Source organism: Acinetobacter sp. NIPH 817 (assembly GCF_000368405.1).
In the GTDB taxonomy this organism is placed as follows: domain Bacteria; phylum Pseudomonadota; class Gammaproteobacteria; order Pseudomonadales; family Moraxellaceae; genus Acinetobacter.
The window spans coordinates 1,554,940-1,580,547 of sequence record NZ_KB849420.1 but is presented as its reverse complement, the minus strand read 5'-3'; the positions used below and the strand labels follow the sequence as shown (position 1 = coordinate 1,580,547).

The 25,608-nt window shown below is 40.9% G+C and carries 20 protein-coding genes; 9 read left to right on the top strand and 11 right to left on the bottom strand.

Annotation, left to right across the window (positions count from 1 at the left end):
* Window positions 1-25 precede the first annotated feature (25 nt).
* The 6 genes from F968_RS11085 to F968_RS11060 all read right to left on the bottom strand — a co-directional run bounded on the left by F968_RS11085 (window position 26) and on the right by F968_RS11060 (window position 6,597).
* Window positions 26-1,198: an MFS transporter gene (locus F968_RS11085; protein WP_081399538.1), complete on the bottom strand. Its 1,173-nt coding sequence runs from the start codon at window positions 1,196-1,198 to the stop codon at window positions 26-28.
* Between the two features lie 64 nt (window positions 1,199-1,262).
* On the bottom strand, window positions 1,263-2,105 hold the full coding sequence (locus F968_RS11080) for an IclR family transcriptional regulator (protein WP_004793097.1): 843 nt from the start codon (window positions 2,103-2,105) through the stop codon (window positions 1,263-1,265).
* A 107-nt stretch (window positions 2,106-2,212) separates the two neighbouring features.
* Window positions 2,213-3,418: a 3-oxoadipyl-CoA thiolase gene (locus tag F968_RS11075; protein ID WP_004793095.1), complete on the bottom strand. Its 1,206-nt coding sequence runs from the start codon at window positions 3,416-3,418 to the stop codon at window positions 2,213-2,215.
* A gap of 14 nt (window positions 3,419-3,432) precedes the next feature.
* On the bottom strand, window positions 3,433-4,956 hold the full coding sequence (locus F968_RS11070; RefSeq protein ID WP_004793094.1) for a 3-hydroxyacyl-CoA dehydrogenase: 1,524 nt from the start codon (window positions 4,954-4,956) through the stop codon (window positions 3,433-3,435).
* A 61-nt stretch (window positions 4,957-5,017) separates the two neighbouring features.
* Window positions 5,018-5,779: an SDR family oxidoreductase gene (locus F968_RS11065; protein WP_004793091.1), complete on the bottom strand. Its 762-nt coding sequence runs from the start codon at window positions 5,777-5,779 to the stop codon at window positions 5,018-5,020.
* A 29-nt stretch (window positions 5,780-5,808) separates the two neighbouring features.
* A complete protein-coding gene (locus F968_RS11060; protein WP_004793090.1) occupies window positions 5,809-6,597 on the bottom strand; it encodes an enoyl-CoA hydratase in 789 nt (262 codons plus the stop codon).
* Between the two features lie 311 nt (window positions 6,598-6,908).
* Between F968_RS11060 and F968_RS11055 the strand changes: the two genes are divergently transcribed.
* The 6 genes from F968_RS11055 to F968_RS11030 are packed head-to-tail and all read left to right on the top strand — an operon-like array spanning window position 6,909 to window position 13,365.
* Complete coding sequence (locus F968_RS11055; protein ID WP_004793088.1) at window positions 6,909-8,063, top strand: acyl-CoA dehydrogenase family protein; 1,155 nt, start codon at window positions 6,909-6,911, stop codon at window positions 8,061-8,063.
* Between the two features lie 58 nt (window positions 8,064-8,121).
* Window positions 8,122-9,405 carry an MFS transporter gene (locus tag F968_RS11050; protein ID WP_212749651.1) on the top strand — a complete coding sequence of 428 codons (1,284 nt, stop codon included), beginning with the start codon at window positions 8,122-8,124 and terminating at the stop codon, window positions 9,403-9,405.
* A gap of 47 nt (window positions 9,406-9,452) precedes the next feature.
* Entirely contained in the window at window positions 9,453-10,121 is a 669-nt protein-coding gene (locus tag F968_RS11045; protein WP_004793084.1) for a 3-oxoacid CoA-transferase subunit A, read from the top strand.
* Complete coding sequence (locus F968_RS11040) at window positions 10,121-10,774, top strand: 3-oxoacid CoA-transferase subunit B (protein ID WP_004793083.1); 654 nt, start codon at window positions 10,121-10,123, stop codon at window positions 10,772-10,774. The genes F968_RS11045 and F968_RS11040 overlap by 1 nt, the downstream gene beginning before the upstream one ends.
* Before the next feature lie 38 nt (window positions 10,775-10,812).
* Entirely contained in the window at window positions 10,813-12,129 is a 1,317-nt protein-coding gene (gene dcaP, locus F968_RS11035; RefSeq protein ID WP_004793080.1) for an outer membrane trimeric porin-like protein DcaP, read from the top strand.
* 18 nt (window positions 12,130-12,147) lie between these two features.
* On the top strand, window positions 12,148-13,365 hold the full coding sequence (locus F968_RS11030) for an MFS transporter (protein ID WP_004793079.1): 1,218 nt from the start codon (window positions 12,148-12,150) through the stop codon (window positions 13,363-13,365).
* Window positions 13,366-13,385: 20 nt separating this feature from the next.
* On the opposite strand, the gene F968_RS11025 is transcribed toward F968_RS11030, so the two are convergent.
* Window positions 13,386-13,835: a PaaI family thioesterase gene (locus F968_RS11025; RefSeq protein WP_081399537.1), complete on the bottom strand. Its 450-nt coding sequence runs from the start codon at window positions 13,833-13,835 to the stop codon at window positions 13,386-13,388.
* A 302-nt stretch (window positions 13,836-14,137) separates the two neighbouring features.
* Here F968_RS11025 and F968_RS11020 point away from each other — a divergent pair, with 302 nt between their 5' ends.
* Both F968_RS11020 and F968_RS11015 read left to right on the top strand, forming a co-directional pair.
* Window positions 14,138-15,940: an acyl-CoA dehydrogenase C-terminal domain-containing protein gene (locus F968_RS11020; protein WP_004793075.1), complete on the top strand. Its 1,803-nt coding sequence runs from the start codon at window positions 14,138-14,140 to the stop codon at window positions 15,938-15,940.
* 196 nt (window positions 15,941-16,136) lie between these two features.
* Window positions 16,137-16,940, top strand: a complete 804-nt coding sequence (locus F968_RS11015; protein ID WP_004793073.1) for a thioesterase family protein — start codon at window positions 16,137-16,139, stop codon at window positions 16,938-16,940.
* Window positions 16,941-17,013: 73 nt separating this feature from the next.
* On the opposite strand, the gene F968_RS11010 is transcribed toward F968_RS11015, so the two are convergent.
* Window positions 17,014-20,496 (bottom strand): indolepyruvate ferredoxin oxidoreductase family protein, encoded by a 3,483-nt coding sequence (locus F968_RS11010; protein ID WP_004793072.1) that lies wholly within the window; start codon window positions 20,494-20,496, stop codon window positions 17,014-17,016.
* A gap of 204 nt (window positions 20,497-20,700) precedes the next feature.
* Here F968_RS11010 and F968_RS11005 point away from each other — a divergent pair, with 204 nt between their 5' ends.
* Window positions 20,701-21,642, top strand: a complete 942-nt coding sequence (locus tag F968_RS11005) for a LysR family transcriptional regulator (protein WP_004793070.1) — start codon at window positions 20,701-20,703, stop codon at window positions 21,640-21,642.
* Between the two features lie 252 nt (window positions 21,643-21,894).
* Here the strand turns inward: F968_RS11005 and F968_RS11000 are convergent, their stop codons facing one another.
* The 3 genes from F968_RS11000 to F968_RS10990 are packed head-to-tail and all read right to left on the bottom strand — an operon-like array spanning window position 21,895 to window position 25,600.
* Entirely contained in the window at window positions 21,895-22,797 is a 903-nt protein-coding gene (locus tag F968_RS11000) for a hydroxymethylglutaryl-CoA lyase (protein ID WP_004793068.1), read from the bottom strand.
* Window positions 22,794-24,785, bottom strand: coding sequence for an acetyl/propionyl/methylcrotonyl-CoA carboxylase subunit alpha (locus F968_RS10995; protein ID WP_004793066.1), 1,992 nt, complete (start codon window positions 24,783-24,785; stop codon window positions 22,794-22,796). The genes F968_RS11000 and F968_RS10995 overlap by 4 nt, the downstream gene beginning before the upstream one ends.
* Window positions 24,786-24,796: 11 nt before the next feature.
* Complete coding sequence (locus F968_RS10990) at window positions 24,797-25,600, bottom strand: enoyl-CoA hydratase/isomerase family protein (RefSeq protein ID WP_004793064.1); 804 nt, start codon at window positions 25,598-25,600, stop codon at window positions 24,797-24,799.
* Window positions 25,601-25,608: the final 8 nt, after the last annotated feature.

Below are 25,608 nucleotides of genomic sequence, written 5' to 3'. Positions count from 1 at the left end.
ACTTTATACAAGATCAGCACAAGCTTTAATTGTGCTGATTTTTTGCATCACGTACACAATAATAAAGACATAAAACGGCAAAAATTAAACCTAAAATACAGACACCTGTCCAACCGTAGTGTTTCCAGGCATAACTTCCTGCCGTTGTGCCTAAAGCGCCGCCAGCAAAGTAACCTGTCATATAAATGGCATTAAACCGCGAACGTAATTCTTGATTAAGTTTAAATACAATACTTTGGTTGGTGACATGCACAGCAGAAAGAGAAGCGTAGAGAATAAGTAAGGCAATAATATAAAAAGCGAAATGGTAGGGTAAAAGTGAAAAAAGAATCCAACTTAAAATAAGCCCAATGCCGCAATAAATTGAAATTTTATGAATGTAGCCTTGATCAATAAATTTGCCTGAAAAATTGGCAACGAAAGTTCCTAATACGCCAACAAAACCGAAAAGGCCAATGGTAAAGTCGCTAAAAAAATAGGGCGCTGGAGCCAGAAGCAACGACATGGTGGTAAAGGTTAAACTTACACAAGCAAATGTAAAACCACCAATATAAGTTCTGGTTCTTAACCGTCGGCTTTGAATAAAAATCTGTGGTAAAGAGCGAATAGTTTTTGCATAGTTTTCAGATTTGGTTGGTGGAAATAACCCGATATTACGATGCAAAATAATGGCAATGATAAGTAACAGAAAGCCACTGACCAGATAAATAATATTCCATGCAAAAAGCGTAGACATCAGCCCTGAAAGAGAGCGGGCGAGTAAAACCCCCATCATCAGTCCGCTCAGTAAAAAGCCGACCACACGGCCGCTTTGTTGAATTGGAACCAGACTTGCAGCAAGGGGTAATAACAGTTGAGCTGAACTTGAAAATAGACCAGTAATGACGGTGCCAAGCAGTAAAAGATAAATATTGTGTGAAAAACCGCTAATAATTAATCCGCTTGAAGCCAATAACATAAAGATAAATAGTAGCTTGCGCTTTTCTATGATGTCTCCCAGCGGCATTAAAAAGAGCAAGCCACATGCGTAGGTGATTTGGGCTAGAGTTGGCACCCACGCTGTAGTTGTTTCGGTTAAATTTAGGCTTACACTAATTGAATGAATGAGTGGCTGACTAAAATAATTTCCGCCTGTACAAATGCCTGCTGCAATTGCCATTAAAATAATGGTTGGGGTATAGAGTGCGTTTTTCATCATGCCTATAGTCATAATGAAAGTGGAACTTTAATCAACACAACCATGACTGTTTTAACTATGGTTATTAGTGCGTTTCATTCAAGGCATCTTGAATATTGTGCACCATGTGGATTAAACGTGGTCCAATTTCACCTTCAAGTTTTTCTGGATTTAAATGAAAACTTGGCGCACCACAGTTAAAAACATAAAGACCATGTTTGGAGCTGACCAAAGGTACAGCCACTGAGTTCACTTCTTTATGCCACTCGCCTAAAGACAAACAATATCCATAATCTTGATAATCACGGAAAGCTCGTTCTAAAGAGCGTTTTATGGCTGGCCAGTTTTCGGGATTCTTTTGTTTCAATGCATCGAGTAGAAAGTTGCGCTCACGTTCAGGAGTTGCAGCCAAACAAGCTCGACCCATTGAGCTACTATGAATTGGCAAAGTTGAGCCAATTGGACGGCGCATATTTAATGCAGTTTCAATTTGCACAACATCGATATACACCATATTTAAGCGGTCACGTGTTGCCATCGCCACAGGGGCTTGGACGTACTGACTCAACTCTTCCATATATTGATGAGCAATATTACGAATCGAGATGTTAGATAATGCTGCGTATCCTAAAGATAAGACACCAATATCTAGTGTGTATTTGGTCGAATTAGGCAATTGTTTTAAATAACCTAATGACACAAGGGTATTGGTAATACGTGCAATGGTCGGTTTAGGTAAACCTGTCATTTTTGCTAATTCTTGGTTACCAAGCACCTGATTATTTGCAGAAAAGCATCTTAAAAGTTCTAAACCGCGTGCTAAAGAAGCAATAAATTGTGGGTTATTTTCCCGATGTATATGCGAAATAGGATCTAAACGTATCTCATCAAAATTTATTGGTTTTTCAGTTTCCGTGTTTTGAGACATTCGATCCTCAAATATAATTAAAGCAATAGTTTTGCCATTATATTTCGCTCTGCAAAATAAATCCATTCATCACTGCGCTGTTGTGATGAATGGATATCTGGTGCAGTTTATGAAACGTTTTCAATCACCATCGCAAGACCTTGACCTACACCAATACATAGGCTCACCACGGCATATTTCTTTTTACGACGAATTAGCTCGCGTGCTACTGTTAAGCTAAGACGAGCGCCAGATGCACCAAGTGGATGACCAACTGCAATCGCGCCACCGTTTGGGTTCACACGTGGGTCATTAAAATCAACATTTAAGCCTTTTAAACAAGATAAAACTTGTGAAGCAAAAGCTTCATTAATTTCAATAATATCCATGTCATCTAAAGTAAGACCAGCACGCGCAACGGCTTTTTTAATAGCTTCGATCGGGCCTGCACCCATAATGCGCGGTTCAATACCCGCAGCTGCGGCTGATAAGATTTTTGCCATTGGTTTTAGGCCATATTTTTGACCGGCAGCTTCTGAACCAATCAAAAGTGCTGCTGCACCGTCGTTAATCCCTGAGGCATTACCAGCTGTAACCACACCACCTTCAAATAGAGGTTTTAACTTTGTGAGTGCTTCAACAGTTGAGCTTGGGCGAGGGTGTTCATCTTCTGAAACGAGTTTAGGCGGTAATTTTTTGCCTTGGAAAACTTCAATTGGCGTAATTTCATCAGCAAAGAAACCTTCTTCTTTGGCTTTTTGATATTTGGCTTGTGATTGAGCTGCAAATAAATCAGCTTGCTCGCGGGTAATACCAAAGTCAGCAGCAACGTTATCACCCGTTTCAGGCATTGAATGTCCGCCGTACTGAGCAATAATTTTTTTATTTGGAAAACGAGATCCAATGGTGGTGTCATAAATTTTTGCATCACGGCTATAAGCACTTTCGGCTTTACCCATTACAAAAGGTGCGCGAGACATACTTTCTACACCACCTGCGATATAGAGTTCGCCTTCACCACAAGTAATAGCGCGTGCTGAATCAATTACCGCACCTAAACCACTCGCACATAGGCGGTTTACCGTCTGGCCCGGTACAGTGACAGGTAAACCTGCAAGTAACAGGGCATTTCTCGCTACATTACGACTATCTTCACCCGCTTGGTTGGTGTCGCCTAAAATCACATCTTCAATATCCGCGCCCGGCACACCAGTTTTTTCAAGCAACTTTTGAATGACGGTTGCAGCTAAATCATCAGGACGAATTGAGGCAAGTTCACCTGCATGACGGCCAAATGGACTACGTAAACCATCATAAATATATGCATTTAACATTGAGAAATTCCTTTTCAAGACTCGTGAGTAAAAGTAAGAGGTAAATGAAGTGCGACACGGCGCTGTAACCATGGGCTAGGGCGGTAACGCGGGTCATGCGTAAGCGCTGTTATACGGTTCAGAATGAGTAAGATTTTTTCGCTACCGACTTGATCGCCCCATTCAATTGGTCCAAACGGATAACCTAAACCAAGACGCACCGCGGCATTAATGTCATCTACCGTGGCAACATTTTGCTGGGCAATATCACAGCCTAGATTAATCACCATCGCTAAAACGCGCTGAGCAACAAAGCCAATACTTTCATTAATCATACTCACCAGATTTCCATCTAGATTGAAAATAGAGTGAGCGGCTTGTCGGTATTCAGGTTTGGTAACAAGTGAAGGCATCAAGGTGCGGTGCTTTGCAATGCCATAAAGCATGTCTATAGCAACGGCTTGTTCTGGGTTAATCCCTAAGCGGGTAGCCGCTTGGGTTGTGTCTTCACCGTAGCAAGCGAGTAAACATAAACTATCTGTTTGAGGTTCGGGGTTGATGTCTAGGGCAATATTTTGCTGAGTTAAATAATCTTCAAGCTGTTTTTTATCGTCTAAGAAATCTGCCGCAATCCAAACTTTTGGATATTGCGCTAAACGCTCTACAAACTTGGCAGGTTGTTCTCCTGTTTTTGAACCGGTTTCATAGTTATAAAAACCTTGATTAACCTTACGTCCGAGTTGCTTGGCGTCTAGCATTTGCTTAGTCAGCGGGTTTGGTTTGTAACGGGCTTCTTCATAATACTGATGATAAATCGACTCCATGACTGGATGAGAAACATCAAGGCCAGTTAAATCGAGTAATTCAAAAGGACCCATTCTAAAACCAACGCCGTCACGTAAAATTCGGTCAATTTCACTGATATCACAGACGTTTTCATTTAAAATTTTAAGCGCTTCGGTGCCATAAGCTCGACCAGCGTGATTAATAATAAATCCAGGGGTGTCCTTCGCAACAACAGGGCGATGACCAAATGCACGCGATAGATCGTTTAAGGCATCAATAATAAGTGGGTCAGTTTTTAGACCACGAATGACTTCGACCACTTTCATGAGTGGAACTGGGTTAAAAAAGTGATAACCCACAACACGTTCAGGTTTTTTGCAGTTTGCAGCAATGGCTGTAATAGAAAGAGAAGAAGTGTTTGAGGCTAAAATGGTATTGTCTGAAACAATATCTTCAAGCTGTTGCATCAAACTTTGTTTGATATCGAGACGTTCAATAATTGCTTCTATAATCAGATCGCAATTTTTTAAATCGTCAATTTGCTGAGCAACAATTAAATGGTTATTTGCCGCTGCTGCTTGCTCAGATGTAATTTTATTTTTGTCGACTAACTTTTGAAATGTGGCAGCTAGTTTTTCTTTAGCCTGTTCTGCTGCGCCTGCTTTGGCGTCATATAAATAAGTAGTATGACCTGACTGCGCCGCAATTTGAGCAATACCACTGCCCATAATACCGACACCAATCACAGCCATGCTTTTAATATCATAAGTCATGTCGATCATCCTGATAATTAATCTATATTTGAAATTAAACGGAAAAATAGGGCTTGGTGATTTAGCTTAAGCATTGTTTATCACCATCAATCGGCAAGATTTGACCTGAAATAGAGCGTCCACTATCTGAGGCTATAAATAGGCATAAATCTGCAATATGCTTTGGATTTACAAAATATTTGAGCGACTGATTTTTCAGTGCGTTTTGAGTCACTTCTTCAAGTGAGGTATGCGCTACATCGGCACGGGCCTGTAATACACGTTGAACTCGATCACCATCTACTGCACCCGGAAGAATAGCGTTAACTCGAATATTGTCTGCACCGAGTTCCATAGAAAGCGTTTTGGTAAAACCAATCAGCCCCCATTTTGAAGTGGAATAAGCCAATCGGTATGGATAGCCTAAGCGGCCGGCAATAGACGACATATTAATAATCACGCCTGCCTGCGCTTTCTTTAAATAGGGAATGGTTAACTGGGTAATTAAAAAAGTGCTATTCAGGTTTAAATTAATCACCGTGTTCCAATCATCAAAACTTAGTTCATTTGCGGCAACAGTCGGGCCTGAGATGCCTGTGTTATTGACTAAAATATCAATACCACCAAGTTTCTGAATTGCCTCATTAAACATGAGTTTAATTTGCTCATGATCAGCCAAATCACACGTATGTATATGCAGCTTAGGATAATCTTGTTGAAATTGTTCTAGGCTTTTAGCACTAATATCACAAACGAAAACTTCATCATGATTGTTTAAAAATGCCTCGGCAATGCATCGTCCAATCCCTGAACCACCTGCACTAATTAATACTTTTCTACTCATTTTCATTCCTTTGTTATTATCGTTTTAAATTATTTACCTTGATAAGACGGTTTACGTTTTTCAATAAAAGCTTGAACGCCTTCATTTTTATCTTCGGTAGAAAACAGTAACTGGAATGATTTTCGTTCTAGAGTTAAGCCTGCATTTAATGGCACGTCTTCACTCATGAGTGCAACTTCTTTAATTTGTTGCAGGGCAATAGGAGGCATTTTTGCGAGGCTTTGTGCCATTTGAATCGCAGTTGGAATGGTTTGGTCGTCTTCTGTGACTTGTGAAACAAGACCAATGATATAAGCTTCTTCGGCTTTCACCATAGCACCCGTCATAATCATGCGCATGGCATGAAATTTACCAACCGCACGGAATAAACGTTGTGTCCCACCAGCACCTGGCATTAAACCGACTTTAATTTCCGGTTGACCAAAGGTTGCGCTTTTACCTGCAATAATAATGTCAGCGTGCATTGCAAGTTCGCAGCCACCCCCTAATGCATAACCATTTACAGCAGCAATCACGGGTTTAGGGCACTGAGCAATCGCATTCCAATAACGTTCAGTGTGTCTTAATAACATTTCAGTTGAAGTTGCGGTTGCCATTTCTTTTAAATCTGCACCTGCGGCAAAGACTTCTTCGCCACCTGTGAGCACAACTGCATTGATCTCATCGTTAAAATTTAATTCGGTAAAAGCTTGTGCTAATTGTTTGCGAACCTCTGTATTCAGTGCATTTTTTGCTTCAGGTCGGTTTATTTTTACAATCGCTATTTTTTGAATAGAAAAGTCGACTTCTACGAAATTATTCCCTGTTAATACACTCATTTTTGAATTCCTTGTTTCGCATATCAAAACTATATTCCTTTTATGATGCTTATTTTGGAATTTATTTCAAGTCTTATTTAGCCCATTAGAGCAATTAGGATTTATTAAATAAGCTAAGTATTTGATATTCCGTAATGGTGTGTTTTTAAATTTCGTTTAACGAAATTAATTTTCAAAAAAGCTTGAAATTTGTATTTTCGTTCTCGTACTATGAAACACATCCGCAGTAAACAAGATTTAAAACATGGTATCCAGACAAGCTGGAGATGGCTGATGGGTACGATGGAAATACATAAAAAGGGAGATCACAGATGATCCGTGATGAAGGGATGTTGGAGCAGTTACTTTCAACAATTCGAGATTTTGTAAAAAATGAATTGATCCCTCGTGAAAACGAAGTGGTAGAGAAAGACAAAATTCCAGATGACATTGTGCAGCAAATGCGTGAGCTTGGTTTGTTCGGTCTCACAATTCCAGAAGAATATGGTGGCTTAGGTATCACCATGGAAGAAGAAGTCAGAGTTGCATTTGAACTTGGACAAACTTCACCGGCTTTCCGTTCTTTAATTGGTACCAATAACGGTATTGGCTCAAGTGCAATTTTGATTGATGGCACAGAAGAGCAAAAACAAAAATATTTACCTCGTTACGCAAGTGGCGAAATTATTGGTTCATTTTGTTTAACCGAGCCTGAATCTGGTTCCGATGCTGCTTCTTTAAAAACCAGTGCCGTAAAAGATGGCGATTTTTATGTATTAAACGGTACCAAACGTTTTATTACCAATGCACCTCACGCTGCAACTTTCACCGTAATGGCGCGAACCAATCCGGAAATTAAAGGGTCAGGCGGTATTTCAGCTTTTTTAGTTGAGGCCAATACCCCAGGTATTACCTTGGGAAAAATTGACCAAAAAATGGGGCAAAAAGGCTCACATACGTGTGATGTAATTTTTGATAACTGCCGTGTACCTGCTTCTGCATTAATTGGTGGGGTAGAAGGTGTCGGTTTTAAAACGGCCATGAAAGTACTTGATAAAGGGCGTTTGCACATTGGTGCCTATAGTGTGGGTGTTGCTGAACGCATGTTAAACGATGCATTGCACTATGCGATTGAACGTAAGCAGTTTGGTCAGCCTATTGCAAACTTCCAGCTGATTCAAGCCATGCTTGCTGACTCAAAAGCCGAAATTTATGCCGCTAAATGTATGGTTTTAGATGCAGCCCGCCGCCGTGATAATGGTGAAAATATTAGTACAGAGGCGTCTTGCGCAAAAATGTTTGCAACCGAAATGTGCGGACGCGTTGCTGACCGCTGTGTACAGATTCATGGTGGCGCAGGCTATATCAGTGAATATGCCATTGAACGTTTTTATCGCGATGTCCGTTTGTTCCGTCTCTATGAAGGAACCACGCAAGTTCAACAAATTATTATTGCCAAAAATATGATTAGGGAAGCTACAGCCTAATAAAAAATCAAATGCCATGAGGCATTGGATGCCTCATGTTCCTTCTGAGGATATGGACATGACAACAGAAACAATTACGCAAAATACGGCTAGCAGTGAAGCTATCCAGACACCAAAAAAGATTTGGATTACAGCATTTATATTCGCTTTTTTAACATTGTTATGTGATGGGGCAGACTTAGGTTTTTTGGCATTAAGCCTGACCAGTCTTAAAACAGAATTTCATTTAACGGGTGTACAAGCTGGAACACTAGGTAGCTTAACGCTTTTTGGATCGGCTATAGGTGGTCTGATTGGTGGCTGGGCGTGTGACCGTTTTGGGCGGGTCCGCATTATTGTGTTCTTTATTGCTTATTCTTCAGTTTTAACCAGCGCACTGGGTTTTACTGATTCTTATATGCAATTTGCAGTTTTAAGAACTTTTGGAGCAATGGGTTTAGGTGCGCTCTATATTGCTTGTAATATTTTAATGTCAGAAATGGTGCCAACCAAACATCGTTCGACTGTTTTGGCTACGCTGATGACGGGTTATACCCTAGGATCCTTGCTAGCGACCTTATTGGCAGGACATATTATTCCTGAACATGGCTGGCGTTTCCTCTACTGGATTGCAATTACACCTGTGGTGTTGTCAATTTTGATGCACTTTTGTGTACCTGAACCAGAGTCTTGGAAAAAATCTCGTCAATTAAAAGCGTTAGAAGTCGCTCAAAGTAACCAGCCTAAAAAACGTCAAAATCCATATCTTGAAATTTTAAGAGATAAGAAACATGGCACCATGTTTGTTCTTTGGATTATTAGTACCGGTGCATTGCAGTTCGGTTATTACGGCGTAAGTAACTGGTTACCGGCTTACTTAGAGTCTGATCTTGGCATCAAGTTTAAAGAAATGGCCATGTATATGGTCGGTACTTTCCTGATTATGATGTTTGCCAAAGTGATTGCAGGGATTGTTGCCGATAAATTAGGACGCCGTGCTGTATTCGCTTTCGGAACCATTGGGACTGCCTTATTTATTCCAGTTATTGTTTATTTAAATACACCAACGAATATCTTATGGATGATGCTGTTCTTCGGTTTCCTTTACGGTATTCCATACGCAATTAATGCCACTTACATGACGGAAAGCTTTCCGACGTCCATCCGAGGTTCGGCAGTGGGTGGTGCTTATAATATTGGTAAAGTACTTTCAATTTTCTCTCCATTAACAATTGGTTATTTATCACAAAACGGTTCTATTGGCTTAGGGCTTTTGGTGATGGCTGCGGCTTATTTTATCTGCGGTGTAATTCCATTGTTATTTATTAAAGACCGACTATTTAACCCGCAAAAGGCAGAGTGACAGATCAATCTGTCACCTTAAATTAAGGATGAAAAGGGACAAGTGAGATGATAAATAAAATCACCAGTGACATTGAACCGATTTTAAAAGCTATTCCTGATGGAGCAACCATCATGACAGGTGGGTTCGGTGTGACAGGGCAACCTGCTGAATTAATTGAAGCCTTAATCGATTTAGGAAAAAAAGAACTGACAATTGTAAATAACAATGCGGCTTCTGGTGATCGTGGTTTAACAAATCTGATTATTGCGGGTTGCGTTAAAAAAATGATTTGTTCATTTCCAAAATCTGCTGGGTCAACCGTTTTTCAAGACTTATATAGAGCAGGAAAAATTGAGTTGGAACTGGTTCCGCAAGGTAATTTGGCTTGTCGGATTCAGGCAGCAGGTGCGGGTCTCGGTGCTATTTTTACGCCGACTGGTTATGGCACCAAAGTTGCCGAGGGTAGAGAGACCCGAACCATTAACGGTAAAAACTATGTGCTTGAATATCCACTTGAAGCTGATTTTGCACTGATTTATGCCGATAAAGCCGACCGCTGGGGCAATTTAACTTACCGCAAAGCGGCCCGCAATTTTGGACCAATTATGGCAAAAGCCGCTAAGACCACCATTGTTCAAGTGAATGACACCGTAGAGCTAGGAACGCTTGACCCAGAGTGCATTATTACACCGGGAATTTTTGTTCAGCACGTTGTAAAAGTAGGAGATATCTAATGTCAGTTCAAAAACGTTCTCGTGAAGATATTGCCAAACTCATTGCCAATGACATTCCTGAAGGTTCTTATGTCAATTTAGGGATTGGCTTACCGACCAACGTTGCTAAATTTTTGTCAAAAGACAAGGAAATCTTTTTACATTCGGAAAATGGTGTTTTGGCTTTTGGGCCTCCACCACAACTGGGTGAGGAAGATGAAGACTTAGTGAATGCCGGAAAAGAACTTGTCACTTTATTAGATGGTGGATGCTTTATGCATCATGGTGACTCGTTTGACATTATGCGTGGCGGTCATTTGGACATTTGTGTGATTGGAGCATTCCAAGTTGCGGTAAATGGAGACTTAGCAAACTGGCATACCGGTAAAGCAGATGATGTACCTGCAGTTGGCGGTGCTATGGATTTGGCAGTCGGCGCTAAAACAATTTATGTCTATATGGAACATGTCACCAAAAAAGGTGAGTCCAAAATTGTAAAAGAATTGAGCTATCCAATTACAGGTGAGCAGTGTGTAAATCGCATTTATACCGATTTATGCATTATTGAACTCAAAGATCAAAAAGCTTATGTCACAGAAATGGTGGAAGGCTTAAGTTTTGATGAATTACAGGCAGTTACAGACTGTGAACTAATCGATGCACGTGTAGCCTAGATTACACATGGAAAAAACGCTTCTTTAAGGATTAAGAGATGAAAAAATTAATTTTAGCTGCAGCTTGCGCTGCGGCTTCAGGGACTATTTTTGCAAATTCTTCAGACACGACAGAACAAAGAATTAATTTGCTAGAAACCGAGCTGCAAAAATTAAAAGCAGAACTTGCTGCTCAGAAACAAACCCAAAATAATTTACAAGTCAAACAGGTAAAGATTGAAGAGAACATCGAAAAAACTAAAGCAACGGTAACAGAAAAGCCCGTTGCTCCTTCATGGGTGACTTGGACGGATAATGTAAAGGTTTACGGTATTGCCCGTGTTGATGCAGCGGTCGACTTTAAATCATCACCAGACTCGGGTGGTAGAACGACCAGCAGTTTGTACCGAACACCTTTTGAAAGTGAAAAACGTTCAAACCATGCACGTTCCGATGCCATGATTAATGCAAGCCGATTAGGCGTTTATTTTAATAGCCCAAATAAAGCAGTGACGGGAAATATTGAAGCCGATTTCTTTGATAGCTCTAACATGGGAACAGGGGATGGTAAATTCCGTATTCGTCATGCTTTTTTCACCTATAAAGACTGGACCTTTGGCCAAACATGGTCACTCATGTCCAACATGGAAACCCGTACAGAGGCCGTCGATTACACCCAGTTTGTGGGAACCTCTTATACACGTACTCCTCAAATTCGCTATGACTGGAAAATCGATGCTAATAATGATTTAAAAGTAGCCTTGGAATATACAGGTTCGAGAGTCTCAGCATTTCCAACTTTAACGGGGCGCTATAGCTTTAAACAAGGTCCTTTAACGGCGCTTGCTCAAGGCTTTATTAATGAAAAATCTACGGATGTCGCAACTGCAACTGTTAAGAAAGTAAGCTGGGGAGCTGGTGGCGGCTTAAAATATCAATTAACACCTCAGCAGTCGGTACAAGCAAATTATCAATATATTGTTGGTGATCAAAAATTTATGCCTTACACCACCCAAGGTGGTTTGGCGAATTCAGCAAGTTTAAATGCAGCGGGTGATTTTTCTTTAAACGAAGACAAAACAGATTTGGTGATGAATAAGTTGAATAGCATCAATATTGGTTATTCATATAAATTCAACGAGCAATGGCGTGCAAACTTATCGGCTTCAATGTTTGATTATGATGACGACACGGCTTATGCCAAACTCAACCCAGATGCCAACAAACGCTTAACTGACTATGCCGCGAACGTCTTTTATTCACCAATTGAGCAAATGGATATTGGTATGGAATATCATCAAGGCAAACGAGAGGTTTTTGATGGTCGAACCGCTGATGTATCACGCGTAAACTTTGTGTCGATGTATAAATTTTAAAATAGGGCGTAATTAAAAATGGAAAAAATAGTTGAGCCCAATGCAGAAAATATACTGTCAAAAAGCTTTATTTTTATCATGGCAATGACATGTGGAATTTGTGCGGGTTCAAACTATTATAACCAGCCCTTAATCTATTCAATTGCTGAAGCATTAAAAGTTAATGCCGATCAAGTCGCTTTAACCATTGTCATTAGCCAACTGTCCTATGCAGTTGGCCTTTTTATATTAGTTCCCTTAGGCGACTTCTTTGAAAAGCGTAGTTATATATGCTTGCTCATGTGCTGTACGGGGCTTGCACAAGTAGGGCTATCCTTAAGTCAATCTTTGCCAGCCTTATATGGCTTTACTTTTTTAGCCACATTCTTTTCGATTGCAACTCAAGTTTTAGTGCCATTTGCAGCCGGTTTAGCCAGCCCACAAAAAAGCCCTCAAGTTGTAGGCACTCTCATGAGTGGTTTGTTCTTGGGAATATTATTGGCGCGTTCTATTGCAGGCTTACTTTCTACAGTTTGGTCTTGGCATGCAGTTTATTTAATTAGCGGAATTGTCATTTTGGTGTTTGCTTGGGTAATGTGGGTGAAGTTACCAATTGCGCGTAAGTCCCACCAGCTCAATATTCTACAGATTTATAGCTCATTATTTTCATTAGCTGTTCATCAGCCCCATTTACTGCGCCGTGGTTTGGCAGGTGGAATTGGCTTTGGTATTTTGGCGCTCATTTTTACTACCATGACTTTTATATTGGCGAATGAGCCTTATCACTTTAATGATTTTCAAATTGGTTTATTTGGAATTGTTGGTTTGGCAGGTGTATTTGCGACGCCTTGGGCGGGTAAGAAAATTGCGGTAGGACTTGAAAATAAAATTGCTGTGATTTGTATGGTGTTATTAATTAGCGCCTGGATTCCTCTATTTTTTGCACAGCAATCTTTAGTGGCTTACGCAGTCGGTGTGATCATGGCATATTTTGGGTTATCGGCATTTCATGTGTTGAACCAAAATTTGGTCTACCGAATTTCAGCAGAAGCTCGTTCCCGTATTAATTCAATCTATATGACTCTATATTTCGGTGGAGCTGCCTTAGGTTCTTTTATTGCAGTTTATGCATGGAAGCATTGGGGCTGGGAAGCTTGTGCCGCTTTAGGTTTAGCGATGGCAATATTAAGTTTTATGATTGATCGCTTAGATTTTTATGAAATGGGCAAACTTGCAAAGCAAGAAAAAGCTCCATAAACAGGAGCTTCAATATTTTATTATTTGCGAATAATCATTAATGTTGCCGAGGCAAAAGCATACACTTTGCCATTTTCATCTATGATTCTACCTTCGGTACTAATAATATTGCGTCCCGCATTAATTAATTCGGCTGTCGCATAGTAAGACGTATCAACCTGCATGGGGCGAATCATTTTTACATTTAAATCAATGGTTCCATAGCCAACCCCATGTTCAAGTAAGGTATGAGCTGCACTGCCTGTAGCGGTGTCTAGCGCTGTCGCACAAAAACCGCCGTGTACACCGCCTTGTATATTCCGATGTTCTTTGCGAGGAGTAACTTTATAAGTTGCTTTACCTTCGGAAACTTCAACGAGTTCCATCGGTATGGTGTGAGCCATAGGTGAGGGTGAAACTTCACCATTTTTTAAAGCGGTTAAAAACTCAAGACCTGTGTATTTCGGGCTTTCCATGAATCGTCCTTGGATGATTAAGCAATGTAATCACCATACTATAAATTGAATTTTTACGGAATAAAGTTTTGCAATACAAAATTTAAATTTATTCTTATTAAGCGATGCTAATTACTTTTTATTCTATATTTTTATTTTAAAACATGTATTTATATTTTATATCCATTTCTGAGTTACGATATTCTTATTAAATTAGTGAAAATATATTTTGCTATAAGAAATTTTTTGATATTTTGATGATTGAAATAATAAAACTCTATTCAAGGAAAAAACGACATCTGTCTATCACACAGGCAGTACCGTGAAAGGAAAAAACTATGCCTTTATACAAAGCTCCATTACGCGATATGCAATTTGTGTTGCATGAAATGCTTCAAACAGAACAGAGCTACCAAGGTTTAAGCAAATATCAGGAAAGCATAAATCGAGAATTAATTGATCAATATTTAGAGGCTGCCGCAGATTTTTGTGAAAATGAGTTGGCGCCGATTAACCAAAATGGCGATCAGGAAGGGTGCCATTTAAATCAAGGCGTAGTCACAACGCCGAAAGGTTTTAAAGAAGCCTACCAAAAATATGCTGAGCTTGGATTTACCTCACTAACCGCCGATCCAGAATATGGCGGACAAGGCTTACCGACACTGCTGCGGATTGCCATTTCTGAAATGTTATGTGGTTCTAATTGGGCGTGGGCAATGTATCCGGGTTTGTCTCATGGCGCGATGAGAACCATTGAGCACCATGGTACTGAGCAACAAAAACAGCAGTATTTGACTAAACTCATTAGCGGTGTCTGGACCGGAACCATGTGTTTAACCGAATCACATGCAGGCTCAGATCTTGGTTTAATTAGAACTAAAGCAGAACCAAATCCGGATGGTAGCTACTCCATTACGGGTGAAAAGATTTTTATCTCGGCGGGTGAGCATGATCTTTCCGAAAACATTATTCATATTGTTTTAGCTCGTTTACCTCAGGCACCTGCAGGTACAAAAGGTATTTCTTTATTTATTGTGCCTAAAGTTAATGTAGATGATGAAGGTAATTTAGAAGACCGTAATAAAGTCGTCTGTAGCGCGATCGAACATAAAATGGGGATTCATGGAAATGCCACCTGCGTACTTAATTTTGATGGCGCAAAAGGTTACTTAATTGGTCCGGAAAATCGCGGGCTTAATTGTATGTTTACCTTTATGAATACCGCACGTATTGGAACGGCAGTACAAGGGCTTGCAGCTTCTGAAATTTCATTTCAAGGGGCATTAAATTATGCCAAAGAGCGTCTCGCCATGCGTTCACTATCTGGTTCTAAATATCCAGAAAAAAATGCTGACCCAATTATTGTGCATCCGGCTGTGCGTTCAATGTTAATGATCCAAAAGGCATTTTCTGAAGGTGGACGTGCACTGGCTTACTTTTTAGCTCAGCATGTCGATATTGTGGAAAGTTCAGCCGATCAGGAGCAACAAAAACAATCTGATGAGTTACTCGCTTTTTTAACACCAATTGCTAAGGCCTTTTTAACCGAGTCAGGTAATGAGTCTGCCAAACATGGTGTTCAAGTATTCGGCGGTCATGGCTTTATTGTTGAGCATGGAATGGAGCAAATTGTACGTGATGCGCGTATCTCCACATTATATGAAGGAACGACCGAAATTCAGTCTTTAGATCTACTTGCACGTAAAGTTCTCAAGTCAGAAGGCAAACTTCTAAAAAATATGACGGATCTAATTGATCAGTTTATTAGTCAACAGCAGTCCAATGAAGTGCTGAAACCTTATTTAGAAAAATTAGCTGAGCTTAAGCAGCAATGGCTGTCACTGACTAAATTGATTGCAGAGAAAGCCAAGCACAACCTAGAAGAAATAGGGGCCGCTTCGGTGGATTATCTTTATTTTTCCAGTTACGTTGTGTTCGCTTATTTATGGGCGCGAATGGCACAAGTTGCCCATGAAAAATTAGAATCGGGTACACAAGAGCAAGCTTTTTATAAAGCGAAGTTAACAACAGCTAAGTTTTTCTATCAGAAACTTTTACATCGCACACAAAGTCATGCTGCTTCTGTTGAGTCTGGCGCTGACGCTGTGATGGAGCTCGATCAAGATGCTTTTGCATTTTAGTGAATCGTCATTGTTGGAAACACTAGGTGAAATTTACATGCAAAATTTTACCTAGTGATTCAATTTGTAATTTTAGACTCATCAGTTTTTGGTAGGAAAAACCAGTTGAGCTAAAGAAATAGAGGGTTAACATAAGCATTAAAACGTGAATTTTCATCAAATATTGATGTTGGATAAGGACTACGGAAAGAAAATCATGAATGCTTATTATCAATTACTGAATAGAACAATTGGTCCTCAAGGTGAAGTCATTGCTCATTATTGCTCAACTGTTCATGCACAAGGGGCATGGAACCCTCATGAACAACACATGGCACCTGCAAGTGGCGTAATTGCAGCAGAGTTAGAGCAATTTTCACCACGACAAGATATGAGAATTGGCCGAATTAGTTTTGATATTTTTGGATTGATTGCATTTGGTGAATTTACGATTAAGACCCATGTAATTCGTGCTGGTAAAACGATTGAACTGATTGAAGCTGAAATGCAGGCACAAGGTAAAACCTGCATTGTGGCTAGAGCATGGCGAATGTGTACTCAAGACAGTTCCGATATTGCTGGACTTGAAGATCATCCAGTTCATCACCCAGATACCTTTACAGAATGGACAGGTATGAAAAGATGGCCGGGTGGCTTTATTCAGACACTCGTCACTAAAACTGGTGATCAGCACCGAGCTGGCAAAGGCATTGTTTGGCTCAATAACGATAACGAAATGGTGGAAGGTCAGCCAACGACAGATTTTGCGCATTTAATTGGTATGGTAGATACTGCAAACGGCATTGTACCAAGACAAGAAGGCGAATTTACTTGGGGTTTTCCAAATCTAGATTTACAGATTCACATGCACCGTTATCCGCAAGGGAAATGGTTAGGTCTGGAAACTGTTCAGCAATATGGTTCGGATGGCATTGGTTTAACCAGTGCAGTTTTACATGACGTGTATGGTCCATTTGGACGCAGTGAGCAGATTTTGACTTTGCGTAAAATGGCTAAATAAATATTTGAGCCAATAAAAAAGTCATCCCTTAGGATGACTTTTTTATTTTCAGATTTAAATTTTAAGCAATTTCTTAGCTACGTACTTTAATGAGTGTTGGTGTAAGTTCATCCCAACGCTGTTTTGCAGCATCCATTGCTTTCATTTTGATATGACCATAACCACGAACTTCTGCTGGTAATTTCGCAATTTGTTCAGCAACCGCCAAATTATGATTATCTGGTGCTTCAACGAGTGCTTCAACAAATGCGATGTAACGGTCACGCCATGCTTGTTCGTGTTGACGTTCTTCTTGACGTGCAAATGGGTCAAGGAAAGTTTCACGAAGCCATTGTAAGCGAGCAAGCATCATCATTGGGAAGCGCATCCAGTAACCAAACGCACGTTTACGAACATTTTTCAGGCCACCAAGTAACGCTGGCGGAGCAAGATGATACGTTAAACGTAAGCCTTTACCGAACTGGGTTTCAATCGATTCTTTGAAGCTCTTACCTGTTAAAAGACGTGCAACTTCATATTCATCTTTATACGCCATAACTCTATAAAGCTGGGTTGCAATGGTACCAGTTAATTCTTCTGGTAACTTTTTAGCAGCCAGTTCTACCAGCGTACGGTATTTAGTTGCATAAGCGTCATTCCAATAGTCTGTAAGACGAGTAGAGCGGTCTTCAACAAGTTCAGCCAACGTTTGCGGCGTTTTGGTTTTTGGCATTGCCGCAAGTAAACGAGCAGCTAAAGTCGGGTCACTTGCAAGATGACAACCCACACGGAAAGCTTCGATGTTCTTTTCAACAGCAGTACCATTTAACTTAATTGCTTTTTCAATGCTTTGACGTAAGAGCGGAATACGACCAGACTGCCATGCCATACCGAGTAATAACTGGTTGGTATAGATTGCATCGCCTAATAGTTGTGTTGCAATGCGAGCTGCTGGTAATGAAACCAATTGACCTTGACGAACACGACCACGGAGGCGATCAATTAAATCAGTAATAGGCGCATACCAGTCACGAGATTTAATAAACTCAGAAGTAGGGGTACTGTCTTCATTCACAATAACCAAAGCATCATCTCTTAAGCGAGAAAGTGCGGCACTACCGCCAGCAACTACGGCATCGGCACCAATCAGTAATTCACATTGTCCTGCTGGAATTTTGGTGGAAGAAATTTGCTCATCACTTGCTGCAAGTTGTACATATGAATAAACCGTACCGCCTTTTTGGGCAAGTCCAGCCATGTCCATAACACGGGTTGCTTTGCCTTCTAGGTGAGCTGCCATACCAAGGAGTGCACCAATAGTCACAACACCTGTACCGCCAATACCGCCGACCATAATACGACTTGGAACGTCATATAACTGAGGAATAATTGGTGATGTTGGCCAACCTGTGCTAATTCCTTCAAATTTAGCCGGACGTTTCATATCACGGGTATGAACAGTCACAAAACTTGGGCAGAAACCTTCAGCACAAGTGAAGTCTTTATTACAGCTACTTTGGTTAATTTGACGTTTAGTACCTAAAGCTGTCTCTACTGGTTCAATAGATAAACAGTTTGATTTTTTCGAACAGTCGCCACAACCTTCGCAAATATCACTGTTAATGTATAAACGTTCAGCTGGGTCAGGGTAGACATCACGTTTACGGCGACGACGTTTTTCACTGGCACAAGTTTGTACATAAATTAAAGCGGTTACACCTGAAACTTCACGTAATTCGCGTTGAACTGCATCAAGTTCATTACGGTGGCGAATTTCTACACCCGGTGCAATGCCGTCTTCTTCGTTTAATAATTTAACTTCATCAGTCACGATGACTTGTTTTTTAATACCTTCCGCAGCAAGTTGACGAGTTAACTGCGCAACACTCAAATGCCCATCTACATGCTGACCACCTGTCATAGCGACTGCATCGTTGTAGAGGATTTTGTAGGTAATATTCGTTTTTGCAGCGATAGATTGGCGAATTGCTAAGTAACCAGAGTGGAAGTAAGTTCCATCACCAAGGTTAGCAAAAATGTGTTTTTCATTGGTAAATGGTGATGCACCAACCCAACTTACGCCTTCACCGCCCATTTGAGAGAATGTTTCGGTACCACGGTCAAGTGAAACAGCAATATAGTGACAACCAATACCACCTAGCGCACGGCTACCTTCAGGAACTACGGTTGATGAGTTATGTGGGCAACCACTACAGAAATAGGGTTTACGTTCAGCAAGATCAATAACACGTTTTGATTCTTGCTCTGCTTTTAGCAGTAAGTCGATTCTGCTTTGGATTTGCGTTTTTAAGCTTTCTGGAATATCGAGTTTTAAGAAGCGAGCAGCCAGCATTTTTGCAATCGGTTCAGGCTGGTATTCATAGTGACCAATGAGAGGTGCTTCTTCAATAGAGGTACTCCATTCACCTTTACCGTCAGTTGCTTTACCAATCACATGTGGGCGTTTGCCATCAGGCAGTGAGTACAGCTCATCCTTAATTTGTGTTTCAATAATTGGACGTTTTTCTTCAATAACGATCAGTTCTTGTAAACCTTCAGCAAACTCACGAACACCTTGAGGTTCTAAAGGCCAAATCAGACCAACCTGATAAACACGTAGCCCAAGCTGTTGGGCAGTTTCATCTTCAATACCTAAAATACGTAAGGCTTCAATGGTATCTAAATAACCTTTACCACTTGCAGCAATACCAATACGGGCATTTTCACAAGGCCATGTAACGGTGTTGATTTTATTCGCGCGGGCATAGGCCAAAACAGCAGGTAAGCGATATTTATAAAGACGTTCTTCTTGTTGAATGCCGTGATCTGGCCAACGAATATTAACGCCACCCTCTGGAAAGTTAACATCTTCTGGTATAACCGGAGTCACTCGGTCTAGGTCAACATGTACAGAAGCAGAAGTTTCTACAATTTCACTGACTAGCTTCATTGAAGACCAAAGGCCTGAAAAACGTGAAACTGCAATGGCGTGAACACCAAAGTCTAAGATTTGTTGAACGGATGTTGGGTAGAAAATTGGAATACCGCAACCAATCATGACATGTTCAGACTGGTGAGGGATTGTAGAAGATTTACATGAGTGGTCATCACCAAATAAAGCAACGACACCACCACGTTCAGAGGTACCAGCTAAGTTAGCATGGCGGAGTACATCGCCTGAACGGTCAACACCCGGGCCTTTACCATACCACCATGAAGACACTCCATCATATTTGCCTTGGCCTGAAAGGTTAACTTGTTGGGTACCCCAAATTGCGGTAGCAGCCAAGTCTTCATTTACACCAGGTTGAAATACAACATTATGGGATTTAAGTAATCCTTGAACTTGCCAAAGGAAACTATCATAGTTACCAACAGGAGAACCGCGATAACCAGAAATAAAACCAGCAGTATGATAACCATTAATCGCGTCACGGCGAGTTTGGGCAAGAGGCAACCGAACAAGTGCCTGAATGCCGGTCATATATGCTGTACCGTTATCACTTACATATTTATCTTCAAGTGACACATCCTTTGTTGCAATAATATTTGGAGTGACTTTTGTAGCTATATTCATTTATATCTCCTTAGAATTTTTAGTAGCTCGGACTACTTTCTTTTTTCAACATCCAGTTGAATATTTGGAGCAAGTGACATACGAAATAAAAAAAGATCGGTTCCTCTTCTTAAAAAGAATTAGTGCCAATGTATGTACATTTAGTCATTGTGGTTGAACTAAACTGGTGCAACAATCCGTAATTTAGGAAAACATATTTACGTTATGCGCAAAAATCTCGATGGTGGACTATTGCATGCAATGCATGCATTCCTGAAAGTGATTGATAGCGGGAGTTTCACAGCAGCAGCTGAGCAGATGGATCTGACCACAGCACAGGTTTCACGTCTTATCAGCGAGCTAGAAACACGCTTAGGTACAAAATTAATACAACGCTCCACGCGCCAGCAGGCACTGACCGATATTGGTGCGACTTACGCTGAGCGCTGTCGCCAAGTCATTTCAATGGTGGATGAAGCGGAGTCAGAAGTAACAGGAACGGCATCTAAACCCAAAGGTCGTTTACGTGTATTAAGCATGGGAAGCTTTGGGCATCATTATGTTTTTCCAGTGATGGCCGAGTTTTGTAAGCATTACCCCGAATTAACGGTGGAATATACGACTTCACAATACGTCCCAGACCTGTTGGCAAAAGGGGTCGATGTCAGTCTTTATCTCACTGAATCATTAACAGACTCTCGGTTTGTTGCACGCAGAATTGGCACCATCTTTTCTGTTTTATGTGCTTCACCAGCGTACCTAGAAAAACATGGTGTGCCTGAGTCCCCTGAAGACTTAAAAAACCACGCCTGTTTACGCTTAGTAAACCCGTCTATTACACCAGATTGGCACTTATTAAATGCAAAGGGTGAGTCTTACCAAATTGATACTGGCGGGCAACTCATTGCAGATAACCCTGAATTATTGTTAGATGTGGTGCAACAAGATATGGGCGTGGCGTTATTGCCGATGTTTTCGGCTTTAGATGCGGTTCAAAATGGAAGATTATGTCATATCTTGCCAGAGTGGCGTTCACCCGACATCGGAGTTTATACCTTATTGCCTTCACGCCATTTTATTGATGCCAAAACGCGTGCGTGGTTAGATTGGGTGGAAGAATATATTTCCCCAAGAATTGAAATGGATGCATCTTATTTTTATAAATAATGAGATAAATTTTTTAAGGATTAAGATAGAAAAGGATGAAGAATAATACGGATTTAGAATAAAAATAGGGTAGAAAATGCTTCTGTTGAGAGAGGCATTTGATACAGAGATAAATGATAAATTTTCAAAAAAATTGCATGAGGAACTGAGTCCCAATTTCTGAACGAAATGAGATAAAGTTTAGACGTGATAATCTGGTACTCAGCCTAATATTAAGCTTTATACCAGATGCTGAGCTATTTTAATTTATGACTATGCGCACTTGGTTTGCCAATAAGCATTTGCATAATTCGACAAGCTTTTTCGGTTTAATACATTGCTAATATTTTGACTGGCTTGCATTAGCTTTTCTAAATCAATACCAGTTTCAAACCCCATATGTGACAGCAAATAAAACAGATCTTCGGTCGATACATTACCCGAAGCTCCTTTGGCATAAGGGCAACCACCGAGTCCTGCAAGAGAGGAGTCAAAAACACGAATACCTTGCTGTAAAGACTGATAAATATTGGCAATCGCCATACCATAGGTGTTGTGGAAATGCCCGGCTAAAACCTTGCTGTCGAGTTCAGCAAGGCATGCTTGCCAAACCTTTTGAACGCGATCTGGTGTTGCTGTACCAATAGTTTCACCTAAAGACACTTCATAGCAGCCCATGTCATAGAGTCGTTTAACAACTTTTACCACTTGTTCAGGGGCAATAGCACCTTCATAGGGACAATCGACAATACAAGAGACATAACCGCGTACACGAATGTTATGGGCTTTTGCTGCACTTATGACATCGCTAAATTTTTCAAAGCTCTCATCGATTGAGCAGTTGATATTTTTACGAGTAAAACTCTCAGAAGCTGCGGTAAAAACCGCAACTTCTTTGCATCCTACCGCTTGAGCAGTTTCAAAACCTTTGATATTCGGCGTGAGCAGACTAAATTGCACATCGGTTGTTTGGGGTAATAGCTTAAATAACTCATCACTTTGAGCCATTTGCGGCACCCATTTTGCCGAAACGCATGAACCGACTTCAATACATTTCAGACCTGCATTAATCAGGTCATTAATGAAGTTTAAGCGTTGTTCGACAGTTAAAGCCTGCTTTTCATTTTGGAGGCCGTCTCTGGGACCGACCTCCACAATTTTGACAAACTCACTCATGCAACTTCCTCCTGTACAGGCTGAAATTCTACAAGCTCATCGCCAGCTTTGACTTGGTCACCGACTTGGAAATAGGAATCTACAATTAGGCCGTCTTTAGGGGCACGAATGGTGTATTCCATTTTCATTGCTTCAAGCGTCATTAAAATATCGTCTTTTTTAACGCTATGATTTGCGCTCACCAGTACTTGCGTGACCACACCCGGCATTGGTGCTTTTAGGTGACCTTCATCGGCTTGGCTATCTGCTTGATTAAAGTCTTGGCGAATATAAGCAAACTTATAGCTTTGCCCATTTTGGAACAATGTAATGCCTTGCTGACTTTGGTTAAAAGACAGCTTTTGCTGAGTCCCGCCTATTTGAACAGAGGCAGTATGTGCATCAATCAATTGACCAGAAATTGGGTAGCTTTGACCGTTATATTCTGCGGTGAAGCCATGTTCATTTGAGGCAAATTTAATTTGGATATTTTGGTTTAAATAGTTCAATTTAATACTGTGCTGATAAGCAATATTTAAACGCCAAAGTGGTTGAGCCTGCCAAAGCTGTTTTTGGCTTGAGCTGTTGTTATTAAGTTTGCTTAGAAACTCAATAAATGCCGCTGCCACCACAAGTTCTGGTTTGATCTCTTCAGGCCTAAACAAGAAGTTTTGTTCACGTTGAATCAGGTTAGTATCAAGCTTGGCTTGTTTAAAAGATTCGCTACGAACAATTTTTTCAAGAAAAGCAATGTTGTTGCCTAAGCCATCCACATGGAATTGGCTTAAAGCATGTTGCATTTGAATAAGCGCAGCTTCACGGTTTTTACCCCATACGATCAGTTTGGCAATCATTGGGTCGTAATACGTCGTGATTTCATCGCCTTCAACAATACCGCTGTCTACACGCACATATTGGTTTTGCGTTGGGTAATGCAGATAGTCAATTTTTCCGATTGCAGGTAAAAAGCCTTTTTCTGGTTCTTCGGCGTAAATACGTGCTTCGAGCGCATGGCCTTGAATGTGTAATTCGTTTTGTAGTTTAGGTAAAGGTTCACCATAAGCTACACGAAGTTGCCATTCAACTAAGTCTTCACCTGTAATCATTTCAGTGACTGGGTGTTCGACTTGTAGACGAGTATTCATTTCCATGAAATACGCTGTACCGTCTTGTTCCACAATAAACTCAACCGTACCAGCACCGACATAATTTACCGCACGTGCCGCATCAATTGCAGCTTGGCGCATTGCATCGAGCTTTTCGCTTGATATTTGTGGAGCAGGGGCTTCTTCTAGCACTTTTTGGTGACGGCGTTGTACGGAACAATCACGTTCAAACAAATGCACATAATTGCCATGTGTGTCACCAAACACTTGAACTTCAATATGTCGAGGTTGAATCACATAACGCTCAATTAACACGTCATCATTACCAAAACTCGACTTGGCTTCACGTTTACAAGAGGCTAAGGCATGCAAAAAGTCTTCACTGCGTTCAACCAGACTCATGCCTTTACCACCGCCGCCCGCACTGGCTTTAATTAAAACAGGATAGCCAATTCGGTCTGCCTGTTGTTTTAAAAAGTCGGCATCTTGGTTGGTTCCGTGATAACCCGGTGTTAAAGGAACACTTGCTTTTTCCATCAAGGCTTTAGAGGTCGCTTTTAAACCCATCGCTAAAATGGCGTCTACTGGTGGGCCAATAAAGCAGATGTTGTGTTGTTGGCAAGCGAGTGCAAACTGATCATTTTCAGAAAGGAAACCGTAGCCCGGGTGAACCGCTTGGCTACCCGTATCTATTGCTGCCTGAATAATACGATCAACCTGTAAATAACTTTGTGTTGCAGGGGACTGACCAATATAAATGGCTTCATCTGCAAGTTTGACATGTTGTGCATTTGCATCTGCATCGGAGTAAACGGCAACTGTGGCAATCCCTAATTTTTTAGCTGTACGAATTACGCGGCAGGCAATTTCGCCACGGTTCGCAATTAAAATCTTTTCAAACATGATGATCGTCCTTAATTGTTGTTATTCGAGTTAGAAACCCAAGCAGGCTGTTGTTTATTTAAAAAGGCACTCAGACCTTCTTTTGCCTCACTACCTTGACGAACTTGAGCAATATGATGTGCTGTCTGTTGTAGCAAATCATTGCTCATGGTCTGGTTGCTCACCATTTGAATGAGTTGTTTTGAAGCCGCTTGAGCATGCGGGCCACCGAGTAATAGAGCATCAATAATTTCTTGAACTTTTTTATCTAAGTCTTCGGCATCTGCCACTTCATGTGCCAAACCAATTTGTTTAGCTTCACGTGCTGAAATTCGCTCGGCAGTTAAGAAGTAACGAGAGGCTTGTCTTGCACCAATCGCACGAATCACATAAGGACTAATGGTAGATGGAGCAAGTCCTAAACGAACCTCAGAGGTTGCAAACTTGGCATCTGTGCTGGCAATGCAAATATCACATGCTGATGCCAAGCCCATGCCACCACCAAAGGCAATGCCATGCACTCGGGCAATGGTCGGTTGTTTAAGTGTTGCGAGTGCATCCAACATTTGGGCAAGTTTTAATGCATCTGCTTCATTTTCTGCTGAAGATGCCTGACCTGCCTGTTTCATCCAGTTAAGGTCGGCACCTGCTGAAAAGCTTTTACCGCGACCAGCTAAAACTACAACACGAATGTCATCACGTGTATTGATTTGCTTAAAGCAAGCATGCAGCTCTTCAATGACTGTCGTATTAAAAGCATTGTGCATTTCAGGGCGATTCAGCCAAACATAGGCAACCTGATCTTGTTGTTCGAGTTGTAAAAATTGATAGCTCATATACACCT

Bases quoted from the DNA above. Each gene is read 5' to 3' on its own strand.
- F968_RS11085 (WP_081399538.1), bottom strand. From the start codon at position 1,198: ATGATGAAAAACGCACTCTATACCCCAACCATTATTTTAATGGCAATT.
- F968_RS11080 (WP_004793097.1), bottom strand. From the start codon at position 2,105: ATGTCTCAAAACACGGAAACTGAAAAACCAATAAATTTTGATGAGATA.
- F968_RS11075 (WP_004793095.1), bottom strand. From the start codon at position 3,418: ATGTTAAATGCATATATTTATGATGGTTTACGTAGTCCATTTGGCCGT.
- F968_RS11070 (WP_004793094.1), bottom strand. From the start codon at position 4,956: ATGACTTATGATATTAAAAGCATGGCTGTGATTGGTGTCGGTATTATG.
- F968_RS11065 (WP_004793091.1), bottom strand. From the start codon at position 5,779: ATGAGTAGAAAAGTATTAATTAGTGCAGGTGGTTCAGGGATTGGACGA.
- F968_RS11060 (WP_004793090.1), bottom strand. From the start codon at position 6,597: ATGAGTGTATTAACAGGGAATAATTTCGTAGAAGTCGACTTTTCTATT.
- F968_RS11055 (WP_004793088.1), top strand. From the start codon at position 6,909: ATGATCCGTGATGAAGGGATGTTGGAGCAGTTACTTTCAACAATTCGA.
- F968_RS11050 (WP_212749651.1), top strand. From the start codon at position 8,122: ATGACAACAGAAACAATTACGCAAAATACGGCTAGCAGTGAAGCTATC.
- F968_RS11045 (WP_004793084.1), top strand. From the start codon at position 9,453: ATGATAAATAAAATCACCAGTGACATTGAACCGATTTTAAAAGCTATT.
- F968_RS11040 (WP_004793083.1), top strand. From the start codon at position 10,121: ATGTCAGTTCAAAAACGTTCTCGTGAAGATATTGCCAAACTCATTGCC.
- dcaP (WP_004793080.1), top strand. From the start codon at position 10,813: ATGAAAAAATTAATTTTAGCTGCAGCTTGCGCTGCGGCTTCAGGGACT.
- F968_RS11030 (WP_004793079.1), top strand. From the start codon at position 12,148: ATGGAAAAAATAGTTGAGCCCAATGCAGAAAATATACTGTCAAAAAGC.
- F968_RS11020 (WP_004793075.1), top strand. From the start codon at position 14,138: ATGCCTTTATACAAAGCTCCATTACGCGATATGCAATTTGTGTTGCAT.
- F968_RS11015 (WP_004793073.1), top strand. From the start codon at position 16,137: ATGAATGCTTATTATCAATTACTGAATAGAACAATTGGTCCTCAAGGT.
- F968_RS11010 (WP_004793072.1), bottom strand. From the start codon at position 20,496: ATGAATATAGCTACAAAAGTCACTCCAAATATTATTGCAACAAAGGAT.
- F968_RS11005 (WP_004793070.1), top strand. From the start codon at position 20,701: ATGCGCAAAAATCTCGATGGTGGACTATTGCATGCAATGCATGCATTC.
- F968_RS11000 (WP_004793068.1), bottom strand. From the start codon at position 22,797: ATGAGTGAGTTTGTCAAAATTGTGGAGGTCGGTCCCAGAGACGGCCTC.
- F968_RS10995 (WP_004793066.1), bottom strand. From the start codon at position 24,785: ATGTTTGAAAAGATTTTAATTGCGAACCGTGGCGAAATTGCCTGCCGC.
- F968_RS10990 (WP_004793064.1), bottom strand. From the start codon at position 25,600: ATGAGCTATCAATTTTTACAACTCGAACAACAAGATCAGGTTGCCTAT.